This is a genomic window from Gordonia hankookensis (assembly GCF_014673215.1).
GTDB classification, from domain to species: Bacteria; Actinomycetota; Actinomycetes; order Mycobacteriales; family Mycobacteriaceae; genus Gordonia; species Gordonia hankookensis.
Genome location: NZ_JACWMS010000002.1, coordinates 121,201 through 140,237 on the forward strand (window position 1 = coordinate 121,201; position 19,037 = coordinate 140,237).

General features: G+C 66.3%; 16 protein-coding genes. 14 read left to right on the forward strand and 2 right to left on the reverse strand.

Annotated features, from left to right (window positions below; translation table 11 throughout):
- Positions 1–71: 71 nt before the first annotated feature.
- From IDF66_RS07865 to IDF66_RS07875, 3 genes are all read left to right on the forward strand, one after another.
- Positions 72–917, forward strand: a complete 846-nt coding sequence (locus tag IDF66_RS07865; protein WP_190266428.1) for a glycerophosphodiester phosphodiesterase — start codon at positions 72–74, stop codon at positions 915–917.
- Positions 918–1,110: 193 nt separating this feature from the next.
- Positions 1,111–2,100: an LLM class flavin-dependent oxidoreductase gene (locus IDF66_RS07870; RefSeq protein ID WP_190266429.1), complete on the forward strand. Its 990-nt coding sequence runs from the start codon at positions 1,111–1,113 to the stop codon at positions 2,098–2,100.
- 49 nt (positions 2,101–2,149) lie between these two features.
- Positions 2,150–3,067, forward strand: a complete 918-nt coding sequence (locus IDF66_RS07875; protein WP_190266430.1) for an SMP-30/gluconolactonase/LRE family protein — start codon at positions 2,150–2,152, stop codon at positions 3,065–3,067.
- 15 nt (positions 3,068–3,082) lie between these two features.
- Here IDF66_RS07875 and purL read toward each other — a convergent pair whose 3' ends face one another.
- Entirely contained in the window at positions 3,083–5,371 is a 2,289-nt protein-coding gene (gene purL, locus IDF66_RS07880; RefSeq protein ID WP_190266431.1) for a phosphoribosylformylglycinamidine synthase subunit PurL, read from the reverse strand.
- 136 nt (positions 5,372–5,507) lie between these two features.
- On the opposite strand from purL, the gene eccA reads away from it, so the two are divergent.
- Positions 5,508–7,304, forward strand: a complete 1,797-nt coding sequence (gene eccA / locus IDF66_RS07885) for a type VII secretion AAA-ATPase EccA (RefSeq protein ID WP_190266432.1) — start codon at positions 5,508–5,510, stop codon at positions 7,302–7,304.
- Here the strand turns inward: eccA and IDF66_RS07890 are convergent.
- Complete coding sequence (locus tag IDF66_RS07890) at positions 7,279–7,896, reverse strand: TetR/AcrR family transcriptional regulator (protein WP_203589068.1); 618 nt, start codon at positions 7,894–7,896, stop codon at positions 7,279–7,281. The genes eccA and IDF66_RS07890 overlap by 26 nt on opposite strands.
- A gap of 215 nt (positions 7,897–8,111) precedes the next feature.
- On the opposite strand from IDF66_RS07890, the gene IDF66_RS07895 reads away from it, so the two are divergent.
- The 10 genes from IDF66_RS07895 (at position 8,112) to IDF66_RS07940 (ending at position 19,010) form a co-directional block, all read left to right on the forward strand.
- Positions 8,112–9,389: a cytochrome P450 gene (locus IDF66_RS07895; RefSeq protein ID WP_164307341.1), complete on the forward strand. Its 1,278-nt coding sequence runs from the start codon at positions 8,112–8,114 to the stop codon at positions 9,387–9,389.
- A 9-nt stretch (positions 9,390–9,398) separates the two neighbouring features.
- Positions 9,399–10,166: an SDR family NAD(P)-dependent oxidoreductase gene (locus tag IDF66_RS07900; protein ID WP_190266433.1), complete on the forward strand. Its 768-nt coding sequence runs from the start codon at positions 9,399–9,401 to the stop codon at positions 10,164–10,166.
- A gap of 281 nt (positions 10,167–10,447) precedes the next feature.
- Positions 10,448–11,245 (forward strand): MlaE family ABC transporter permease, encoded by a 798-nt coding sequence (locus IDF66_RS07905; protein ID WP_190267385.1) that lies wholly within the window; start codon positions 10,448–10,450, stop codon positions 11,243–11,245.
- The gene (locus IDF66_RS07910; RefSeq protein WP_164307343.1) at positions 11,245–12,099 is read left to right on the forward strand and encodes an MlaE family ABC transporter permease; all 855 of its coding nucleotides are present in this window, start codon (positions 11,245–11,247) and stop codon (positions 12,097–12,099) included. The genes IDF66_RS07905 and IDF66_RS07910 overlap by 1 nt, the downstream gene beginning before the upstream one ends.
- A complete protein-coding gene (locus IDF66_RS07915; RefSeq protein ID WP_190266434.1) occupies positions 12,096–13,415 on the forward strand; it encodes an MlaD family protein in 1,320 nt (439 codons plus the stop codon). Before IDF66_RS07910 ends, IDF66_RS07915 begins: the two co-directional genes overlap by 4 nt.
- Positions 13,412–14,446, forward strand: coding sequence for an MCE family protein (locus tag IDF66_RS07920; RefSeq protein ID WP_190266435.1), 1,035 nt, complete (start codon positions 13,412–13,414; stop codon positions 14,444–14,446). The genes IDF66_RS07915 and IDF66_RS07920 overlap by 4 nt, the downstream gene beginning before the upstream one ends.
- Before the next feature lie 4 nt (positions 14,447–14,450).
- Positions 14,451–15,500 (forward strand): MCE family protein, encoded by a 1,050-nt coding sequence (locus IDF66_RS07925; protein WP_190266436.1) that lies wholly within the window; start codon positions 14,451–14,453, stop codon positions 15,498–15,500.
- The gene (locus tag IDF66_RS07930) at positions 15,497–16,600 is read left to right on the forward strand and encodes an MCE family protein (protein ID WP_164307347.1); all 1,104 of its coding nucleotides are present in this window, start codon (positions 15,497–15,499) and stop codon (positions 16,598–16,600) included. The genes IDF66_RS07925 and IDF66_RS07930 overlap by 4 nt, the downstream gene beginning before the upstream one ends.
- A complete protein-coding gene (locus IDF66_RS07935) occupies positions 16,597–17,700 on the forward strand; it encodes an MlaD family protein (protein ID WP_190266437.1) in 1,104 nt (367 codons plus the stop codon). The genes IDF66_RS07930 and IDF66_RS07935 overlap by 4 nt, the downstream gene beginning before the upstream one ends.
- Positions 17,697–19,010 (forward strand): MlaD family protein, encoded by a 1,314-nt coding sequence (locus IDF66_RS07940; RefSeq protein WP_190266438.1) that lies wholly within the window; start codon positions 17,697–17,699, stop codon positions 19,008–19,010. Before IDF66_RS07935 ends, IDF66_RS07940 begins: the two co-directional genes overlap by 4 nt.
- The last annotated feature ends 27 nt before the right edge of the window (positions 19,011–19,037 follow it).

Sequence of the window (19,037 nt, forward strand, 5' to 3'; positions counted from 1 at the left end):
GATTTTGCCGATCCCGGTGGCCCCCGCGGGGATTCACCTCTCGTTTGCCGAGGTCACGTACGGTCGGTGAGGTGACCGATCCGCCCGCACCGACGGCCGTCGTCCACGACGGCCACACCACCCAGATCAAATGGCACCGGGCGCGTCGTCGTGCCGACGACCCCGCTTTCACGACGTCCCGCATCGTCGAGGGCATGACGCTCGGCGCGAGTGTCGAAGTCGACCTGGTGATCCATGCCGATCGTGGATTCGCGGTCCTGCACGACCGCGACGTCGCACACGCCACCACGGGAACCGGCCGCATCTCCGAACTCCCGGCGAGCTATGTCCGCACACTGTTCCTGCGGTCCGACACCGGGGTTCCGCTCGATGAGCCGGTCCTGCTCCTCGAGGACCTCTCCGACGTCATCGCCCGGCCGACCGTTCATCCGGACGCGTTGCTGCAGTTGGATTTCAAGGAGGACGCCAAGGCATTGGACACCGCAGCGATCGACACCTTCGCGCGTGCGGTCGCCCCGATCGCGCGGAATGCGATCCTCTCGTGCGGTGATGCAGAGGCCGTACGCCTGTTGACCGACCCGGTCCCGGGCATCCGTGTCGGTTACGACCCCTGCCATCACGGCGCCGTCGACCGGGTGCTGCGCTCGGGTGATTTCGCGGCCTTCGTCGAGCGCGCGGTCACGGCGTCGCCCCGCGCCGAGCTGATCTACCTCGAACGCCGGTTGATCCTCGAGGCGGATCGTCGCGGGTTCGACGTCATCGCCGCATTCCACGCCTACGCGCGCACCGTCGACGCCTACACGCTCCAGCGCGCCGACGACGAGTCCGTCCGACAGGCGCGACGGCTCGTCGAACTGCGGGTCGATCAGATCACCACCGACGACCCGGAGGGGCTGATCGCGGCATTGACCGGGTGAGCAGCCGGCCTCGGCGACCACGCTCCCCGATGCACTGTCCCCGGGTCGACCACGCCGCACCGATCCTTGCCACCGGCATCCGACGTGAGTAATCTGCGTCACATTCAGGGCAACGGCGCCCGGCCATCTCCCCAGGTCACGGCAGTGCACCTCGTCCGGTTCGCCTCCCCCGCGAAGGAAGTCGAGGTATCTCATGCTCGTATCGTGCGCCTTCCCGACCGCCCTGGACACTCCCGACAACATCGTTGTGGCCGAACAGCTCGGCTATCACCGTGCCTGGGTGTACGACACCCCGCAGCAAAGTGCAGACGTGTGGATGACGCTCGCGCTGGCCGCCGACCGGACCGACCGGATCGGGCTCGGCCCCGGCGTCCTGGTGCCGAGCCTGCGACACCCGATGGTCAATGCCGCGGCCACCGCCACGCTCTCAGCGCTGGCACCCGGTCGCGTCGCCGTCGCCTTCGGAACCGGATTCACCGGTCGCCGCGCAATGGGCTATGGGGCGGTTCGATGGTCGTTCATGGCGTCCTACATCCGTGCGTACCGGGCACTGCTGCGGGGCGAGGTCATCGAGTGGGAGGGCGCGACGATGCAGATGCTCCATCCCGCCGGACACGCGCCCGCCCGACCGATCGAGGTCCCGATCTACATCGGCGCTCTCGGCCCGAAGGGCAACACGGTCGCGCGCGATCTGGGCGACGGACTCTTCGCCACCCTCCAGTCACCCGAGTTCATGTCCGAACACGAGCATGTCGCGTTCCTCGAATGGGGCACGGTTCTCGACGACGGCGAGCCGACCGATTCCGAGCACGCGCGCGACGCCGCAGGCCCTGGCTGGGCATTGTCGTTGCACGGCGCGTACGAGTTCGCCGGCCCCGACGCGGTACGCACGCTGCCCGGCGGCGACGAATGGCTCGACATCGTCGAGAGCCACCCCGACGGCCGGCGGCACCTGTTCGTCCACGCCGACCACTGCGTGGCTCTCAATGCCGCCGACGAGGCTGCCTGGCAGGCCGGTGGGCACCGCACCCTCCGCGAGGTGACCCTCAGTGGAACGCGTGAGGAGATCCGGCGCGCCCTCGATGCCCACGAGGCACACGGCGTCACCGAGATCGTGATCCAGCCCTGCGGACCGGCAGTGGATCGAGAGCTCGAGAGATTCCTCGACGCGGCCCGCATCTGAGTCCCATCGAATCGACAACCGTCCGACCCACCGTCCAGGAGGACACCGCATGAGCATTGCCGGCAACGCTTCGAGTCGTGGCATCACCACTGTTGCAGACGGATTCGCGTACCTCGAATGCCCGCGGTGGCACGCCGGACGCATCTGGTTCGTGGACTTCTACACCTACCGCGTGTGTTCGGCAGCCGAGGACGGCAGCGACCTGCGGGTCGAGGCGGAGGTGCCGCAGCAACCGTCCGGGCTCGGCTGGCTGCCCGACGATCGGCTGCTGATCGTCTCGATGCGCGACGCGCGGATCCTCCGTCGCGAGCCGAACGGCGAGCTGGTGACACACGCCGATCTCTCCGGATACGTGACCGGACATCCGAACGACATGGTCGTCGACCCGTCATCCGGACGCGCCTACGTCGGCGAGTTCGGATTCGACCTCATGGGCGGTGCACCACTGCAGACCGCGGTGCTCTTGCGAGTGGATCCCGATGGGTCGGTCACTGTCGCTGCCGACGACCTGTGGTTCCCCAACGGCAGTGTGATCACCGACGACGGGGTCCTGCTGGTCGACGAGACCTTCGGTAATCGGGTGACCGCCTTCGACATCGGCGACGACGGCGGGCTCACCAACCGTCGGGTCTGGGCTCAGTTCGGCGAGTTGCCCACGGACACCGAGATCGAGAAGGCGCTTCCCCAACTCTCCGTGGCACCCGACGGTTGCTGCCTCGACGCCGACGGCGCGCTCTGGATCGCCGACGCGCTGGGCGCCCGTCTCGTCCGGGTCGTCGAGGGCGGCGACATCGTCGATGAGGTCCCGGCGGGCACCGGCGTGTTCGCCTGCATGCTGGGCGGATCGGACGGGCGCACGTTGTTCGCCTGCGCCGCACCCGATTTCCACGAGGAAGCCCGCAAGAACGCGCGCGAGGGAAGCCTCATCGCGATGTCGGTGGACGTACCCCACGCAGGAACGCCCTGAAACCGGGCGGCCGTGTCAGCCGAACAAGGTCGGCAGCGTGCCCTCGTAGACCTCGCGCAGTTCGGTGAGCGGGATCTCGAACTGATCCTGCACCGACACCGCGTCGCTGCCCTGATCCACCACGCCGACCCGGGCCCACGGCATGCCGCGTGCGTCGAGCATCGAGGTGAATCGTGACTCCTCGGTGCGCGGCACCGCGACGACGGCTCGACCGGCCGACTCGGAGAACAGCCACACGAATGGATCGGCCCCCTCGGGAAGCAGGATCCGACAACCGGTCTCGCCGGCGAGCGCGGACTCGACGACCGCCTGGATGAGTCCGCCCTCGGACAGGTCGTGCGCAGCGGACACGAGACCGTCCCGGGAGGCCGCCATCAGGATGTCGGCCAGCAAGCGCTCGCGTTCGAGGTCGACCTGCGGCGGCACACCGCCGAGATGGTCGTGGACGACCTGCGCCCAGATCGAGCCGTCGAACTCGTCGAGGGTCGATCCGAGCAGGATCAGGGTCTCCCCCGGCTCGGTACCGAAACCGGTGGGGATGCGGCGATGCACGTCGTCGATCACACCCAGCACACCGACCACCGGCGTGGGCAGGATCGGGGTCGAGCCGGTCTGGTTGTAGAAGCTCACGTTGCCGCCCGTCACCGGGATGCCCAGCTGCGCGCAGCCGTCGGCGAGCCCGCGCACGGCCTGCTGGAACTGCCACATCACCGCCGGGTCCTCGGGAGAACCGAAGTTCAGACAGTTCGTCACCGCCTTGGGTGCCGCACCCGACACCGCGACGTTCCGGTAGGCCTCGGCCAGCGCGAGCTGTGCGCCGCGGTAGGGATCGAGGAAGGTGTAGCGACCCGACGCGTCGGTCGCCAGCGCGATGCCGCGGCCCGAGCTCTCGTCGATCCGGATCATGCCGGAGTCGGCGTTCTCGGCGAGCACGGTGTTGCCGCGGACGTACCTGTCGTACTGCTCAGTGATGAACTTGCGGCTGCACAGGGCAGGCGAGCCGAGCATCTGCAGGGTGGTCGCGCGCAGTTTCTCCGCGGTGTCCGGACGCGCCAGGTGTGCGGTCGTCGACTCGATGACGCCGTCCTGCCACTCGGGTCGCAGAACCGGACGATCGTAGACCGGACCGTCGTGGGCGACGGTGCGGGGCGGGACGTCGACGACGGTCTCACCGTGCCAGGTGATCTGCAGGTGTTCCCCGTCGGTGACCTCACCGATCACGGTGGCCAACACGTCCCACTTCTTGCAGACCTCGAGGAACGCGTCCACGTTGTCGGGGGTGACCACGGCGCACATGCGTTCCTGCGACTCGCTGGAGAGCACCTCCGCCGGGGTCATGCCCTCGGCACGCATCGGCACCTTCTCCAGATCGATGTGCATGCCACCGTCGCCGGCGGCAGCGAGTTCCGAGGTCGCGCAGGACAGTCCGGCGCCGCCGAGATCCTGGATGCCGACGACCAGACCGGCGTGATAGAGCTCGAGGCAGCACTCGATGAGCACCTTCTCGGTGAACGGATCGCCGACCTGCACGCTCGGCAGCTTCTTGCGATTGGGACCGGCATTATCGCCGGAGTCGTCGAAGGTCTCCGACGCGAGCACCGACACGCCGCCGATGCCGTCGAGCCCGGTGCGCGCACCGAACAGGATGATCTTGTTGCCCGCTCCCGACGCGAACGCCAGATGCAGGTCCTCGGTCCGCAGCACGCCCGCACAGAGGGCGTTGACCAGCGGATTACCGGCGTAGCTGGCGTCGAATACGGTTTCGCCGCCGACGTTGGGCAGTCCGAGGGAGTTCCCGTAGCCGCCGACACCGCGGACCACGCCGTCGACGACGCGGCGGGTGTCGGGCGCGTCGGCCGGACCGAAGCGGAGCTGGTCCATGACCGCGATCGGACGTGCGCCCATCGCCATGATGTCGCGCACGATGCCGCCGACACCGGTCGCGGCGCCCTGGTAGGGCTCGACATAGCTCGGGTGGTTGTGCGATTCGACCTTGAAGGTCACCGCCCACCCGTCCCCGACGTCGACGACACCGGCGTTCTCACCGATGCCGGCCAGCATGCCTGCCCGCATCTCGTCGGTGGTGGTCTCTCCGAAGTAGCGCAGATGCACCTTCGACGACTTGTAGCTGCAATGCTCGGACCACATGACCGAATACATCGCGAGCTCCGCATCGGTCGGCCGACGGCCCAGGATCTCGCGGATCCGGGCATACTCGTCGTCCTTGAGACCGAGTTCGCGGAACGGTTGGGGTTGATCTGGGCTGCCTGCAGCGGCTGAGACGGTATCCACCTGCGCATTCACTCTAGCCAGTGTAGGTGAGGCACCATCTCGGGCGCGTGGTGGCGTGGCCCATGCCACCGCTAGGCTGACTTCGGACACGGACAGGTCGCCGACGTCGACGACGGCCTGCACGAGGCATGTATCTGGGGGGCCTGAGATGGCAGACGTCCGCAAGGCGCGGCAACTGTTCGAACTCGGCGTGTTGTCGCTGGGCATCGCGGTCGAGGGTCAGGAACCGATCGACAATCGACAGCAGGCGGCCAAGGCCTTCACCCGCGCCAGCGAATGGGACCCGACGATGGGCGACGCGTGGCTGGGCCGGCTGGCCTGTGGCGAGGACACCGACGAGATCCTGCTCGCCCTGTACCGCAATCGCACCACCATCGGCCTCGAACAACGGCGTCTCGGGCTACCACACGGCACGCTGGCCGGGCGCTGGGTGGTGGGCGACATCAGTTATCACCTCTCCGATGTCACCGAGGCCACCGCCGCCTACGCGTCGTCGTTGGCGCGCGGCAAGGACTTCGCCGGGGCCCAGGAGGTGCTGGACGAGATCCCGGCGGCCCAACGCGTGCCGATCGTCGAGTTCGTGCAGGCGACCCTGTTCATGTCGACACAACGCTGGACGGATCTGTTGACCGCGCTGCGCCGCTCGGAGCGATGGGATGACACCTTCCTCCACGCCGCCGCAGACTTCATGGCCGGCACCGCGTGCATCCAGATGGGCATGTTCGGGGAAGGAATCCGACGACTGCAGAAGGCCGTCGACGGCCCCATCCCGGCGCTCGCCACCGAGGCGATGGTCGCCCACGGTATGGCGCTGCGCGAGCAGGGGCAGGAGGAGAAGGCCCGTGCGTTGTTCGAGCAGGCGTACGCACGCAACCCGAACTCCATCGCGGGTCAGGCACTGAGATCTCCGAGCTTCCGCCTCGTGATCACCTCCCCCGACGAGATCGCCGAACGCCGCGACCCGTGGGACCCCCGGTCGGTCACCGACCCGGTCGAGACCCTCGTCGCAGATACCACCGGACAGCCCGAGATGGCGGAGATGGTCGACGACGCCCAGCGTGAGCTCGGCGCTCAGATCGGCCTGGAATCCGTCAAACAACAAGTGGCGAAACTACAGTCGGCCGCAACCCTGGCGAAGGTCCGGGCCGATCGCGGACTGAACACCTCGGCGCGGAGCCTGCATCTCGCCTTCACCGGCCCACCGGGAACGGGCAAGACGACGGTGGCGCGGATCGTGGCCAAGATCTATTGCGGGCTCGGATTCATCAAGACGGACAAGGTGATCGAGGCGACACGTCGCGACCTCGTCGGCGAGCACCTGGGGTCGACAGCGCCCAAGACGTCGGCGGTCATCGACTCGGCGATGGACGGGGTGCTGTTCATCGACGAGGCCTACACGTTGATCCAGCAGGGGTTGTCGGGCGGCGATGCGTTCGGCAAGGAGGCCGTCGACACCCTCCTGGCCAGGATGGAGGACGACCGCGACCGACTGGTGGTGATCATCGCAGGCTACGACTCCGAGATCGACCGTTTCCTGTCATCCAACGACGGCCTCGCCTCCCGCTTCGCACGCCGCGTACGATTCGACTCCTACACTCCCGAGGAATTGGCCCGGATCGGTGAGTTCATTGCGCGCAAACGGGATTCGCTCCTCACCCCGGAGGCGGTCGCAGAGATCGAGTTGGCCTGTACCCCGCTCTACCACGATGTACGCGGCGAGGGGCCTGCGCGGCGACGGGCCAGCGACATCGCAGGCAACGGGCGCTTCATCCGCAACATCATCGAGGCCGCCGAAGAGGAGCGTGAGTACCGCCTCTCCGCTCTCGGCGATCTCGACTCCCTGTCACATGACGATCTGATGCGCGTCGAGGTGACCGACGTCCGAACCGCGTTGTCGGGGGTGCTGTCGGGTCTGCAGTTCAGCCATAACCGATCGATGCGATGACGTGGTGCCGGTGGGGCTCCCCCTCCAGCTTGTGGAGGTACCGCTCGATGAACTCGAACGTCTCACGATGCCCCTTCTCGAACCCCAGCCACTTCTCCATCATGACCAGCCGGGACACGCTGGTGATGATGACGATCAGCACCTCTGCCGGCAGCTCCCGCGAACTCACGCCGTAGGTGGGTAGCAACTTCGTGATCGCCTCCTGCGCCTGGTCACGGAGTTGCTCCGAGTAGCGGGCGATCTCGGTGCGGAGTTCCTTCCGGTGATTGGCGAGCGCGAGGAGCTCGGTCGTGAACTGGGAAACCGACGGGTCGATGCTGAACTGCCACAGCGCCCACAGCGGCTGCGGCGACTCGAGCAGGGCACGCTGTTGTTCCAGCCCCTGATCGGCCCGGCGCCGGAACATCTCCAGGAACAGCTCGTCCATCGTGCGGAAGTAGTAGTGCACGAGTTGCGGCTTCAGACCGGCGGCCTGCGCGACCTTCCGTGAAGTGACTGCGGCATAGCCACTTTCGAGCATGAGAACCTCAGCCGCATCCAACAGGATCGACCTGTTCTTTGCCTCAACCGATCCGAATCTGCGCTCGTTCACACTCTCCACCTCTCCTGTCGCGCCCCGGACTCACCCTAAACCGGAAACGGGATATGTCCATTTTGAGAATGTGATCTTGACCTCACTGATCGGAGCATGGTAACAAGTATTACACCCCGCTGAGCACTCGCTCAGCATCTTTACCCAGGGTTCCCAGCCAACACAGCCCTTACGCACCCTCTCCCTGACGAGAGTTGCCGCACAGGAGGTTTCCGGTGAGCGATCTGACCGAACTGAATTACTTCACCGACGAGAGCCTGGTTCCCGACCCATACCCCTACTTCGACGAGCTGCGCAGCAAGTGCCCCGTGACCAAGGAGCCTCATTTCGGCGTCCTCGCGATCACCGGCCACGCGGAGGCGGTGACCGTCCTCAAGGACCCCGCCACGTTCTCGTCCTGCCTCGCCGCCACCGGCCCCTTTCCGGGCCTGCCGTTCGAACCCGAGGGCGATGACGTCGGCGAGCTCATCGACCAGCATCGCGACGAATTGCCCCTGCACGAGCACATGGTGACCATGGATCCCCCGGACCACAGCCGTGCTCGTAGTCTGCTGAGCCGCCTCCTCACGCCGCGGCGGATCCAGGAGAACGAGGAGTTCATGTGGAAGCTGGCCGACGAGTACATCGAGGAGTTCGTTGCCAACGGTGAGTGCGAACTCATGTCGGACTTCGCAAAACCTTTCTCACTCTTGGTTATCGCCGATCTGCTCGGCGTTCCGGAAGAAGACCACGAGGAGTTCCGCACCGTTCTGGGCGCGCCACGTAAGGGGGCCCGGCCGGGCGCCCTGGACTCGGAGGTCATGTCCGACAACCCGCTGCAGTGGCTCGACGACAAGTTCACGAAGTACATCGAGGACCGCCGCGCAACACCCCGTGGCGACGTCCTCACCGCCCTGGCCGAATCGAAGTACAAGGACGGCAGCACACCCGAGGTCGTCGAGGTGGTGCGCACCGCAACATTCCTCTTCGCCGCGGGCCAGGAGACCACCACCAAGCTGATCAGCGCCGCGCTCCGGGTGATCGGTGAACGACCCGACATCCAGCAGCGACTGCGCGACGAGCCGGAGCTGATCCCGATCTTCATCGAGGAGACACTGCGACTCGAGAGCCCGGTCAAGAGCGGCTTCCGGGTGGCGCGCAAGACCACCACGGTCGGCGAGACCGCCGTGCCCGCCGGCACGACGCTGATGTTCTGTCCGGGCGCTGCCAATCGCGACCCCGACCACTTCCCGGACCCGAACACCTTCGATCTCGAGCGCACCAATGTGCGTGAGCACCTGACCTTCGGCCGCGGGATCCATTCGTGCCCGGGTAGCCCGCTCGCCCGCATCGAGGGCCGCGTCACCGTCGAGCGCTTCTTGGCCCGCATGGCCGACATCCGCGTGTCCGAACAACACCACGGTCACAACGGCCACCGCCATTACGACTTCGAACCGACCTACATCCTGCGTGGTCTCACCACCCTGCACCTCGATTTCACCCCGAAGGCCTGAGGAGCAGACATGCCGACCACAACTGCGACAGCCACCATCCGCACCAGCGTCGTCACCGGTGGAGGATCGGGGATCGGGCAGTCCGTCGCCGAGCATCTCGCGGCGGCCGGACATCGCGTCGGTGTCCTCGACCAGAACGCCGACGCCGCCGAGAAGGTGGCTGCCGACCTCCGCGCCAGTGGTGCCGAGGCCCTCGCCCAAGCCGTGGACGTGAGCGACCGGACTGCGGTGGAGAAGGCCATGGGTGTGGTCCGGGAGAGGTTCGGCCCCATCGAGATCCTGGTGACCAGCGCAGGCATCGAATCGCAGATGCCCTATCCGGAGATCGCGCAGGACGAGTGGGACCGCATCATCGCGGTGAATCTGACCGGCACGTTCAACTGCACGCAGTCGGTCATCGGCGACATGCAGGCCGGCCAATGGGGACGCATCGTGACGATCTCATCCTCCAGCGCCCAGTCCGGCGCTCCCGAACGCGCCCACTACGTGGCGTCCAAGGGCGGTGTCATCGGGCTGACCAAGGCACTGGCATTCGAATACGCGCCGCATGGCATCACCGTCAACACGATCCCGCCGTCGATCATCGCGACGCCGATGGCCGAGAAGGCCGTCGAGGCAGGCCTGGTACCCGCGATCGAGGACCTCGCAGCCATGACACCGGTACGCCGAGCGGGACTGCCGGGCGATGTCGCGGCCGCGGCAGCGTTCCTGTGCTCGGATCAGGCCGGCTTCATCACCGGACAGGCCATCGGCGTCAACGGCGGTTGGTACATCTGACGCTCGACTTTCCCGAGTGAGCACCCTCAGCCCGGGGTGCGCACCCCTGACCATCACCGCCGATGGTCTGGCCTCCGCATGCCGAGGATGAACCGGGCCCGAGAGGGGGAACGGTGTCCACCGTCAACAGCGACATCACCAGGCACGTCGCCCCTGCCGACGATGATGCGCCGACCCGGCCGATCTCCGCCGGTGGCGTCGACCACTCGTCTCCCCCGCGGTCCGGGCCACCACCGACGCCCGAGACGACACCCAGGGCCACCGACGAGATCACCTCGTGGATGGCCGGTTATGTGCACCGCCACCCGCGGGCATCACTGGAAACCGTTGGCGGCCAGTTCGTCCTGGGCATCCGCGCGATCCAGCACCTCATCGTCGATCTCCTGACGTTCCGGTTCCCGGTCAAGGAGTTCATCCGGCAGTCGACCTTCATGGCCTCGGCCTCGGCGCTGCCGACGATCTTCGTCGCCATTCCCATCGGCATGACCTTGTCGATCCAGTTCGCGCTCCTGGCAGGTCAGGTCGGCGCGACGTCGCTCGCAGGTGCGGCGAGCGGCCTCGCCGTGATCCGGCAGGGCGCGCCGATGGTCTCGGCTCTCCTGATGGCCTCGGCGGCGGGCTCCGCCGTCTGCGCAGACCTCGGTTCCCGAAAGATCCGCGACGAGATCGACGCCATGGAGGTGATGGGTCTCTCGGTGATCCGGAGGCTGGTCGTCCCACGATTGGCGGCGGCGATCCTGGTCAGTACCGCACTGACGGGAGTCGTCTGCTTCGTCGGCTTCCTGTCCGGCTACCTGTTCAACACGTTCGTCCAGAACGGGACGCCGGGCACGTTCGTCACCACCTTCGCCTCGTTCGCGACGCTCTCCGACTTTTACCTGACGATCGTGAAATCCATTGTGTTCGGTGCGATCGTGGCGATCGTGGCATGCCAGAAGGGACTGACCACCCGTGGCGGTCCCGCTGGCGTCGCCAACTCCGTCAACGCCACCGTGGTCGCCTCCATCATCCTGCTCATGCTGGTCAACGTCGGCTTCACACAGATGTACGTACTGCTCTTCCCGAGGACGGGGTTCTGATGGCGGCAACGTACTACCCGACCGGGCTCCGCCCTCTCGTCCGCGCGACCGACGCGGTCGGGAGCGTCATCCTCCGCATCGGGCACCTCGCCGCGTTCCTCGGCCGCGCACTCGTCTCCATCCCTACAGCCCTGCGCCACTATCGCAAGGAGTGCCTGCGCATTCTCTCCGATGTCACCTGGGGCAACGGCTCCATCGTGGTCGGCGGCGGAACCGCGGGCGTGATCATCGTCCTCGGCGGCGCCGCAGGCGCGATCGTGGGCATCGAGGGCTACAACGCGTTGCACCTGCTCGGCATGGAGCCGGCGACCGGCATGGTCGCCTCCACCGCCACCACACGCGAACTCGCACCGATCATGGCGTCCTTGGCCTTTGCCGCACAGGCGGGCTGTCGCTTCACCGCTCAACTGGGGGCCATGCGCATCTCCGAGGAGATCGATGCGCTCGAGGCCCTCGCGATCCGGCCGATTCCCTACCTCGTCTCGACCCGCCTGTTCGCCTCCATCGTCGCCGTGATCCCGCTCTACCTGGTCTGTCTCGCGGTCAACTACGTGTCCGTCCAACTCGTCGTCGGACTGAGCGGCGGGTTGTCGGGCGGTACGTATCAGCACTACTTCGAGCTGGTCCTCAACCCCACCGACATCATGTACTCGTTGATCAAGGCTGTGATCTTCGTGGTCATCACCACCACCATCCAGTGCTACTACGGTTTTTATGCCCACGGCGGCCCGCAGGGTGTCGGCACCGCGTCCGGCCGTGCGATGCGAGCCAGCATCTCGGTGATGATCGTCGCCAATCTCCTTCTCACCGTGGCATTCTGGGGAGTCGGAAGCGGAGCAAGGTTGAGCGGATGAACGCACCGAGCATCTACGACGCGGGACCGCACGGTCTGTCGAACCGGCAGCTGCTCATCAGCGGCATCATCGCCATCGCGGTGATCGTGGCAGTTCTCGCGGCGATCGCACTCAAGTCGGGTGGCACCTTCACCCCGAAAGTACCGGTGACCGCCCAGCTCGCCGACGTCGGCGACGGTCTCCCGGTCAACTCCGACGTCAAGTACCGAGGTGTCATCGTGGGCACGGTCACCGGGGTGACACCGGCGATCACCGGCCCCGACAACACGGTCGACATCTCGATCGCACCCGACCGCGCGCCGCAGATACCTCGCACGGTGACCGCTCGCGTGGTGCCGAGCAATGTCTTCGCCGTGTCCTCGGTGCAGCTGATCGACAACGGCTCCGCGCCGGCGATCGCATCCGGTGACGTGATCTCTCAGGACACCAACGCCTCGACGGTGCAATTCCAGACGGCGTTGTCCAAGCTGCGCGCCATCGTCTCCGCGACCGCACGCGCCGGGAGCGACCGCACGGTCGGCATGCTGGCTGCGGTGGCCACCGCCACCGATCGGCGGGGTTCCGACATCTCCCGCGCCGGTGCACAACTCGACCGCATCGTCGGCGAGCTCGACCGTGTCGTCGCGCCCGACGGAGGGCCGTCCACGCTGAGGTCACTCAGTTCGGCGGTCACCGGCCTGCGGAAGTCCGCACCCGATCTCCTCGACGCGTTGCACAGCTCGGTCGGACCCATGCAAACGGTCGCTCGCGAATCCGGGGCGCTCTCCGACCTTCTCGGCTCCGGCATCGCCACCACCGCGCGGGTCAACACGGCATTGGAGCGCAACACCGCCCAGATCATCCGAATCACCGGCCAGGCCGCCCCGGTTGCGTCGGTCGTGGCTGACGGCAGTGCCGGCTTCACCTCCATCGTCATGAACATCGGTGTCATCGCAGACAAATGGTTCTCGGACTTCTGGCCTGCGGGCCTGGCCAACGGGAGGGGCAAGTTCCTCTTCCAGTTCACCCCCCACAAGCTCTACACCCGCGCGGACTGCCCTCGGTACGGAAATCTGCAGGGCGCCAGCTGTTCCACTGCACCGAGCAGCGTGTCGCCGCCGGTCCTGAAAGGCAACGAGCGCAAGAGAGTCACCGCCGGATACCAGACGGCGAGCATGGGCGGCAACGTCGGTTCGGTCGGCAGCGCCGATGAACAGGCCACGCTCGGCAAGCTCGTCGGTGGTGGCCCCAACAGCGCCAACACACTCATCCTCGGCCCCGTCGCCCGCGGCGAGTCCGTCACGGTGTCCCCCGACGTCCAGAAGGGGGCACCATGAGCATCCGCAAGCCTCTCATCGGTTTGATTCTCTTCCTCCTCGTGTCGCTGGCATTGACCTCGACGGTCTACGTCACCCTTCAACGTGACGTCTCGGAGGACACGAAGAGCTACAGCGCGGTGTTCACCGACATCACGGGACTCAAGGCAGGCGACGACGTCCGCATGGCCGGGATCCGTGTCGGACGGGTCGACTCGGTCGGTCTCGACGGGACCGCGGCACGCGTCTCGTTCCGAGTCGACTCCGATCAGGTCGTCGACGGGAGCACCAAGGCGTCGATCGTCTACCAGAACATCGTCGGGCAACGTTACGTCGGCCTGTCTCGCGGAGAGTTCCCCCACCCCGCGCCGCTGAAAGGCGGCGAGATCCCCCTCGCACACACCGAGCCGTCCTTCGACATCTCCGCATTGCTGAACGGATTCGAACCCTTGTTCAGCGTCCTCGATCCGAAGCAGGTCGACAATGTCACCGAAGCCCTCATCCGGGCCCTGCAGGGAGATTCGTCATCCATCACCACCCTCGTCGCCGAGACGTCGTCCCTGGCCGAATCGGTCGCCGGACCCGATCAGGTGCTCGGCGACGTCATCTCCAATCTGTCCCGCGTGGTCGGGACGTTTGCGGCCCAGCGCAGCAGTATCGACACCGTCCTCGTCAGCTCTCGCCGGATCTTCGAACAGATGTCTGCACAACGTGATTCATTCATCGGCTCGCTCGACAAAACCGCGCAGGTCGCCGATCGGGCATCGACGCTCGCCCGTGGCGCGCTTCCCGAGGCGCAGCAGATGCTCTCGCGTCAGCCCGGATTCCTCGGCCACTTCCTCGCCAACAAAGACGAGTTCGGCTACCTCGGTTTCAATCTCCCACCGCTGCTGAAAGGCCTGGCACGGGTCACACAGGCGGGCGCCTACATCGACACCTACCTGTGCAACTTCAACGTGACCCTGGTACCCGCGTTGAGCACGGTGATCCCGTCGATCGTCGCCCATGCGACACCGGGTGGCCACGTCACACAATCCCCGATCTGCAGGTGAGACGATGAGATCCTTCACCCAGCGTGTCCGCAACTCGTTGTCCCAGCCCATCGAGAACTGGAACAAGGTGATCATCGGTGCCGTAGCACTGCTGGCCATCGTGGTGGTGGCCCTCGGGCTGATCAAGATCGGCTCCGCCGGCATCGGCAAGCACTCGGTCCGGGCACAGTTCGCCCAGGCCGCAGGCCTCACGCCCGGCGATTCGGTCAGTGTCGCAGGCGTTCCGGTCGGCACGGTCAAGGACACCCGGCTCGACCACACCTTCGTCACCGTGACGATGGAGGTCGGCGACGACGTTCCGTTGGGATCGGACACGCGAGCATCGATCAAGCTGACGACGCTGCTCGGCTCCCGGTACATCGAGCTCTCACCTGCCGGTCGCGGCTCGCTGTCCGACGATCTCATCCCCCTCTCCCACACGGCTGTCCCATACGACCTGCAACAGGTCATGCAAAACGCGACAACGACTTTCGAGCAGGTCGATGCCGAGAAGATCGGGACGTCGATGACCACGTTGTCGCGGCAGCTCGACGGCACCCCCGAGCTGGTCCCGCAAGTCCTCACCAACATCCAGAGTCTGTCGACGATCCTCGCCGATCGCCGGGGACAGATCGGTTCCCTGCTGACCAGCACCCAGAAACTCACCGCAGTCGTCCGCAGGCAAGAATCCGGTCTCGGCCAGCTCATGACTCAGGGCCGTGATCTGTTGCGTGCATTGCTGACCCGACAGGTGATGATCGATCGGCTCCTCAACTCGACAACGGTGCTGGCCAATCAGCTCCGCCAGGTGGTCGTCGCCGACCGGTCGGGCCTCGACACCTTGGTCACCAACCTCGACGGCCTGCTGGACAGCCTTCGCCGCAACGACAATCTGCTGCGCAACACGCTGCAGATCCTTCCCGTCCCGGTCCGGAACTTCGCGAACGTCACCGGGACCGGCAACGAGACAGACTTCACCTCCCTGACGGGCCCGCTGATCGATTCGTGGATGTGTGCGATCTCCAAGCAGGCCGACCTCGCCAACCTCCCGCCCTACTTCAAGGACTGCCGATGACCCGGGGTCGAATCATCAAGGTGGCACTGCTGGCCGTGGCGGTCTTGCTGGTCGTCGGTGTCGCCCGGTCGTGCACCGACGACGACCACACGATCTCCGTCGTCGCGCAGTTCGACAACGCCTCCGGACTCTACGAGGGCAACGCGGTCGCAGTCCTCGGGATGCCGGTCGGCAAGGTCACCAAGATCACCCCGCACGCCGGATTCGTCGACGTGGCAATGGACATCAGTTCGGATACACCGGTTCCGGCCGACGCGTCCGCCGTGACGGTGTCGACGTCGGTACTGACCGATCGGCACGTGGAACTCACCCCCGTATATCAGGGCGGCCCCCGACTCCAGGACAACGCCCACCTGGGCCTGACCAGGACCAGGACCCCGGTCGAGGTCGACCGGATGCTGGCCATGGCCGACAAACTGTCCGTCCAACTACAGGGCGACAATCGCGGTGGCGGACCGGTCGCCGACCTGCTGAACGTAAGTGCGGCGATGACGTCGGGGAACGGGCCGGACATCCGGTCGGCCCTGGGCTCGCTGTCTCGTGCGCTGGCGATGGGCTCCGATCACGGAGAGCAGACTCGTAACGCCATCACCGACATCGTCGACGACATGTCGTCGCTCTCGGCAACCGCAGCCCGAAACGACTCCACCATCCGCGAATTCGGATCGTCGGTCCAGAAGATGTCGGACCTGTTCGCCGACCAGAACATCGGCTGGGGCACCACCGGCGCCAAGATCAACGCGGTCCTCGGCGAGGCCACCGACCTCATGCAGAAGCGTCGCAACGACGTCGCGGACACGGTCTCAGGCGCAACGACCGTCACACGCGCGCTCGCGGACTACCGGAGATCGTTGTCGGAGTTCCTCGACGTCGCGCCGCTGGTGATGGACAACGCGTACAACACGATCGACCAGAAGGCAGGCATCGCCCGGGTCCATGCCCAACTCGAGAAGGTCTTCTTCGACGGACGACTCGTCAAGGAGGTCTGCAACGTTCTCGGAATGCGTCAACTCGGCTGTTCGACGGGAACTCTGCGCGACTTCGGGCCCGACTTCGGCATGGACGGGATGCTCGAAGCGATGGCGGGAAAGCCGCAATGAGGTACTCGACGATCGTCCGGCTGTTGGTGGCAGCACTCTGCATGTGCACGCTCGCCGGCTGCGGCGTCGGCCTCGCCGACCTCCCGTTGCCCAAGAAGGGGACCGAATCGGGCGCGACCTATACGCTGCACGCCGAGTTCGCGAACGCGCTGAACCTTCCCGAGGAGGCGAAGGTCAAACTCAATGGCGCGGACGTGGGTTCGGTCCAGAGTATGTCCGTGCGCGACTACGTCGCCGTGGTGACCATGCACGTCGCGGACGAGGTGAAGCTGCCACGCGGCACCCGAGCCGAACTGCGCTCGGCCACTCCGCTCGGCGACGTCTTCGTCGCGCTGCAACCGCCGAAACCGCTCACGACAGACACCGCCGACCTCGGCGACGGTGACACGATCTCGCTGCGCGACACCGGCGCCGCGACCACCGTCGAGGAGATCCTCTCCACCTCGGCGCTGCTGGTGAACGGGGGCGTCTTGCGCGACCTGACGAAGATCGTCAACGGCCTGGGGCGAACCGTGGGCAATCGTGGTGACCAGTTGTCGGACCTCATCGCACGATCGACCCGGTTGATCTCCGCGCTGTCCGCACGATCGGGCGACATCCGTAATGCGCTGCGCCAGACCGACGCTCTGGTCTCCACCCTGTCGGCGCAGCAGAAGACGGTCAACGATTCGCTCGCCGCCGGCGGACCCGCCCTCGACGTCATCTCGTCGAACGCGGATCAGATCCTGACCCTGGTCGATCAGATCGGACAGATCAGCACACAGCTGTCGCGCTATCCGTCGATCGCCACCGGCAAGACACAGAATCTGATGGCCAACCTCAACACTCTGTCGAAGGGACTCAACGACGCCGCGACGGCACCCGGGGCAGACCTGACCAAGATGAACTCGTTGCTCGCCCCGGTCATCAAGATCACGAATTCCACAGCGGCGCACGTCAATGCCGACCTGGAGGACCTGTCCATCGGTGCGTTGGCCGACCCCCGACACCGGGCCGACCCGGGGGCCCGACTACCCGACGTCACCGATGTCGGGAACTTCGTCGGGACCATCACGTACACCCTGGAGAAGCTGCGCAAGAAGCTGGAGCCGCCGCGATGACGTCGACAACCGAAGGCACGTCATTCGCGACACCGGCCACCTCGGCCTTCCGCACCGGCTTCCTGGAGGTCCCGGCTCGCGGCATCGTGTCGGCCACCCGCCGGGGCCGGCGACATCGACTCGGATTGTCCGCCATCGGGCTGTTCGTCGTACTCATCCTGGGCATCGGGTATCTCGTGTTCGGCGTCTTCCACAGCTCGCCCGCAGCTTCTCCGATCGTGGTCCGCGTGCAGCTCAAGGAATCCGGTGGGCTGCTCGCCGGCCAGAACGTCACACTCCGCGGCGTTCCGGTCGGCCGGGTGCGGCAGGTGGACCTCACCCGCGACGGTGTCGTCGCGCAGGCCGAGATCGACTCGAGCGTCCAGATCCCGGTGCAGGGCGAGGTCCGTGTGGCAGGCCTGTCGCTGGCGGGCGAACAGTATCTCGACTTCCGTCCGACCACGTCGTCCGGTCCGTTCCTCGCCGACGGGACGGTGATCTCGGCGGACCAGACCACCACCCCGGTCCCGCTCGCGAATGTCCTCGACGATCTCAGCGGCACGCTCGAGCAGATCGACCCGGAGAAGTTGCGGACCATCACGCATGAACTCGGCGTCTCGTCGCAGGGTTCGGAGAGGCTCGCCGACATCATCGACGGCGGGACGTTCCTGATCTCCACCCTCGATTCCGTTCTGCCTCAGACGGTGAGCCTGCTGAAGACGAGTCGCACCGTGTTGACCACCCTTGGCCAGGGAGCACCGGCCCTCACCGAGACGTCCAAGGATCTCAGCCATCTGATGGCAGGCGCGGCGCGAAAGCAGAACGGCTACCGCACGCTGCTGGCCCGCACCCCGGCGGCGCTGAAGGCCACCGATGCCATCATCGCCGACAACGCGCCCACGATGGTGCAACTCCTCGGCAATCTCGCGACCGTGACGCAGATGGCCTACGTGCGTATCCCGGCTCTCAACGAATTCTTCTTCCCCAAGGATCGGGACGGGTCCACCCTCGGCGCACTGAGCACCACCATGCGCGACGGGGGCATCTGGGCCGCGGTGAACATCTATCCGCGCAACACGTGTGATTACGGGCTGCCGCGCCTGCCACCGTCACAGCCCGATCACCCGGAACCCTATCTGTACACGTACTGCAACAACCCCGATCCGTCGGTCCTGATCCGGGGTGCCCGGAATGCGCCCCGGCCGCCCGGCGACGACACCGCGGGTCCGCCACCCGGCGCCGCACCCGACGCCCGATCGAGCCCCTCACCGACTGGGCCGCAATCGATTCCGCTGCCCTTCGCCGGACCCGCATTACCGTCCACACCCTGACCACCGGAAGATCGATCGAAAGGACAA

What these genes read in the sequence shown, in the direction of transcription:
- IDF66_RS07870 (WP_190266429.1), top strand. Translation starts at nt 1,111, where the DNA reads ATGCTCGTATCGTGCGCCTTCCCGACCGCCCTGGACACTCCCGACAAC.
- IDF66_RS07875 (WP_190266430.1), top strand. Translation starts at nt 2,150, where the DNA reads ATGAGCATTGCCGGCAACGCTTCGAGTCGTGGCATCACCACTGTTGCA.
- eccA (WP_190266432.1), top strand. Translation starts at nt 5,508, where the DNA reads ATGGCAGACGTCCGCAAGGCGCGGCAACTGTTCGAACTCGGCGTGTTG.
- IDF66_RS07900 (WP_190266433.1), top strand. Translation starts at nt 9,399, where the DNA reads ATGCCGACCACAACTGCGACAGCCACCATCCGCACCAGCGTCGTCACC.
- IDF66_RS07905 (WP_190267385.1), top strand. Translation starts at nt 10,448, where the DNA reads ATGGCCGGTTATGTGCACCGCCACCCGCGGGCATCACTGGAAACCGTT.
- IDF66_RS07910 (WP_164307343.1), top strand. Translation starts at nt 11,245, where the DNA reads ATGGCGGCAACGTACTACCCGACCGGGCTCCGCCCTCTCGTCCGCGCG.
- IDF66_RS07915 (WP_190266434.1), top strand. Translation starts at nt 12,096, where the DNA reads ATGAACGCACCGAGCATCTACGACGCGGGACCGCACGGTCTGTCGAAC.
- IDF66_RS07920 (WP_190266435.1), top strand. Translation starts at nt 13,412, where the DNA reads ATGAGCATCCGCAAGCCTCTCATCGGTTTGATTCTCTTCCTCCTCGTG.
- IDF66_RS07925 (WP_190266436.1), top strand. Translation starts at nt 14,451, where the DNA reads ATGAGATCCTTCACCCAGCGTGTCCGCAACTCGTTGTCCCAGCCCATC.
- IDF66_RS07930 (WP_164307347.1), top strand. Translation starts at nt 15,497, where the DNA reads ATGACCCGGGGTCGAATCATCAAGGTGGCACTGCTGGCCGTGGCGGTC.
- IDF66_RS07935 (WP_190266437.1), top strand. Translation starts at nt 16,597, where the DNA reads ATGAGGTACTCGACGATCGTCCGGCTGTTGGTGGCAGCACTCTGCATG.
- IDF66_RS07940 (WP_190266438.1), top strand. Translation starts at nt 17,697, where the DNA reads ATGACGTCGACAACCGAAGGCACGTCATTCGCGACACCGGCCACCTCG.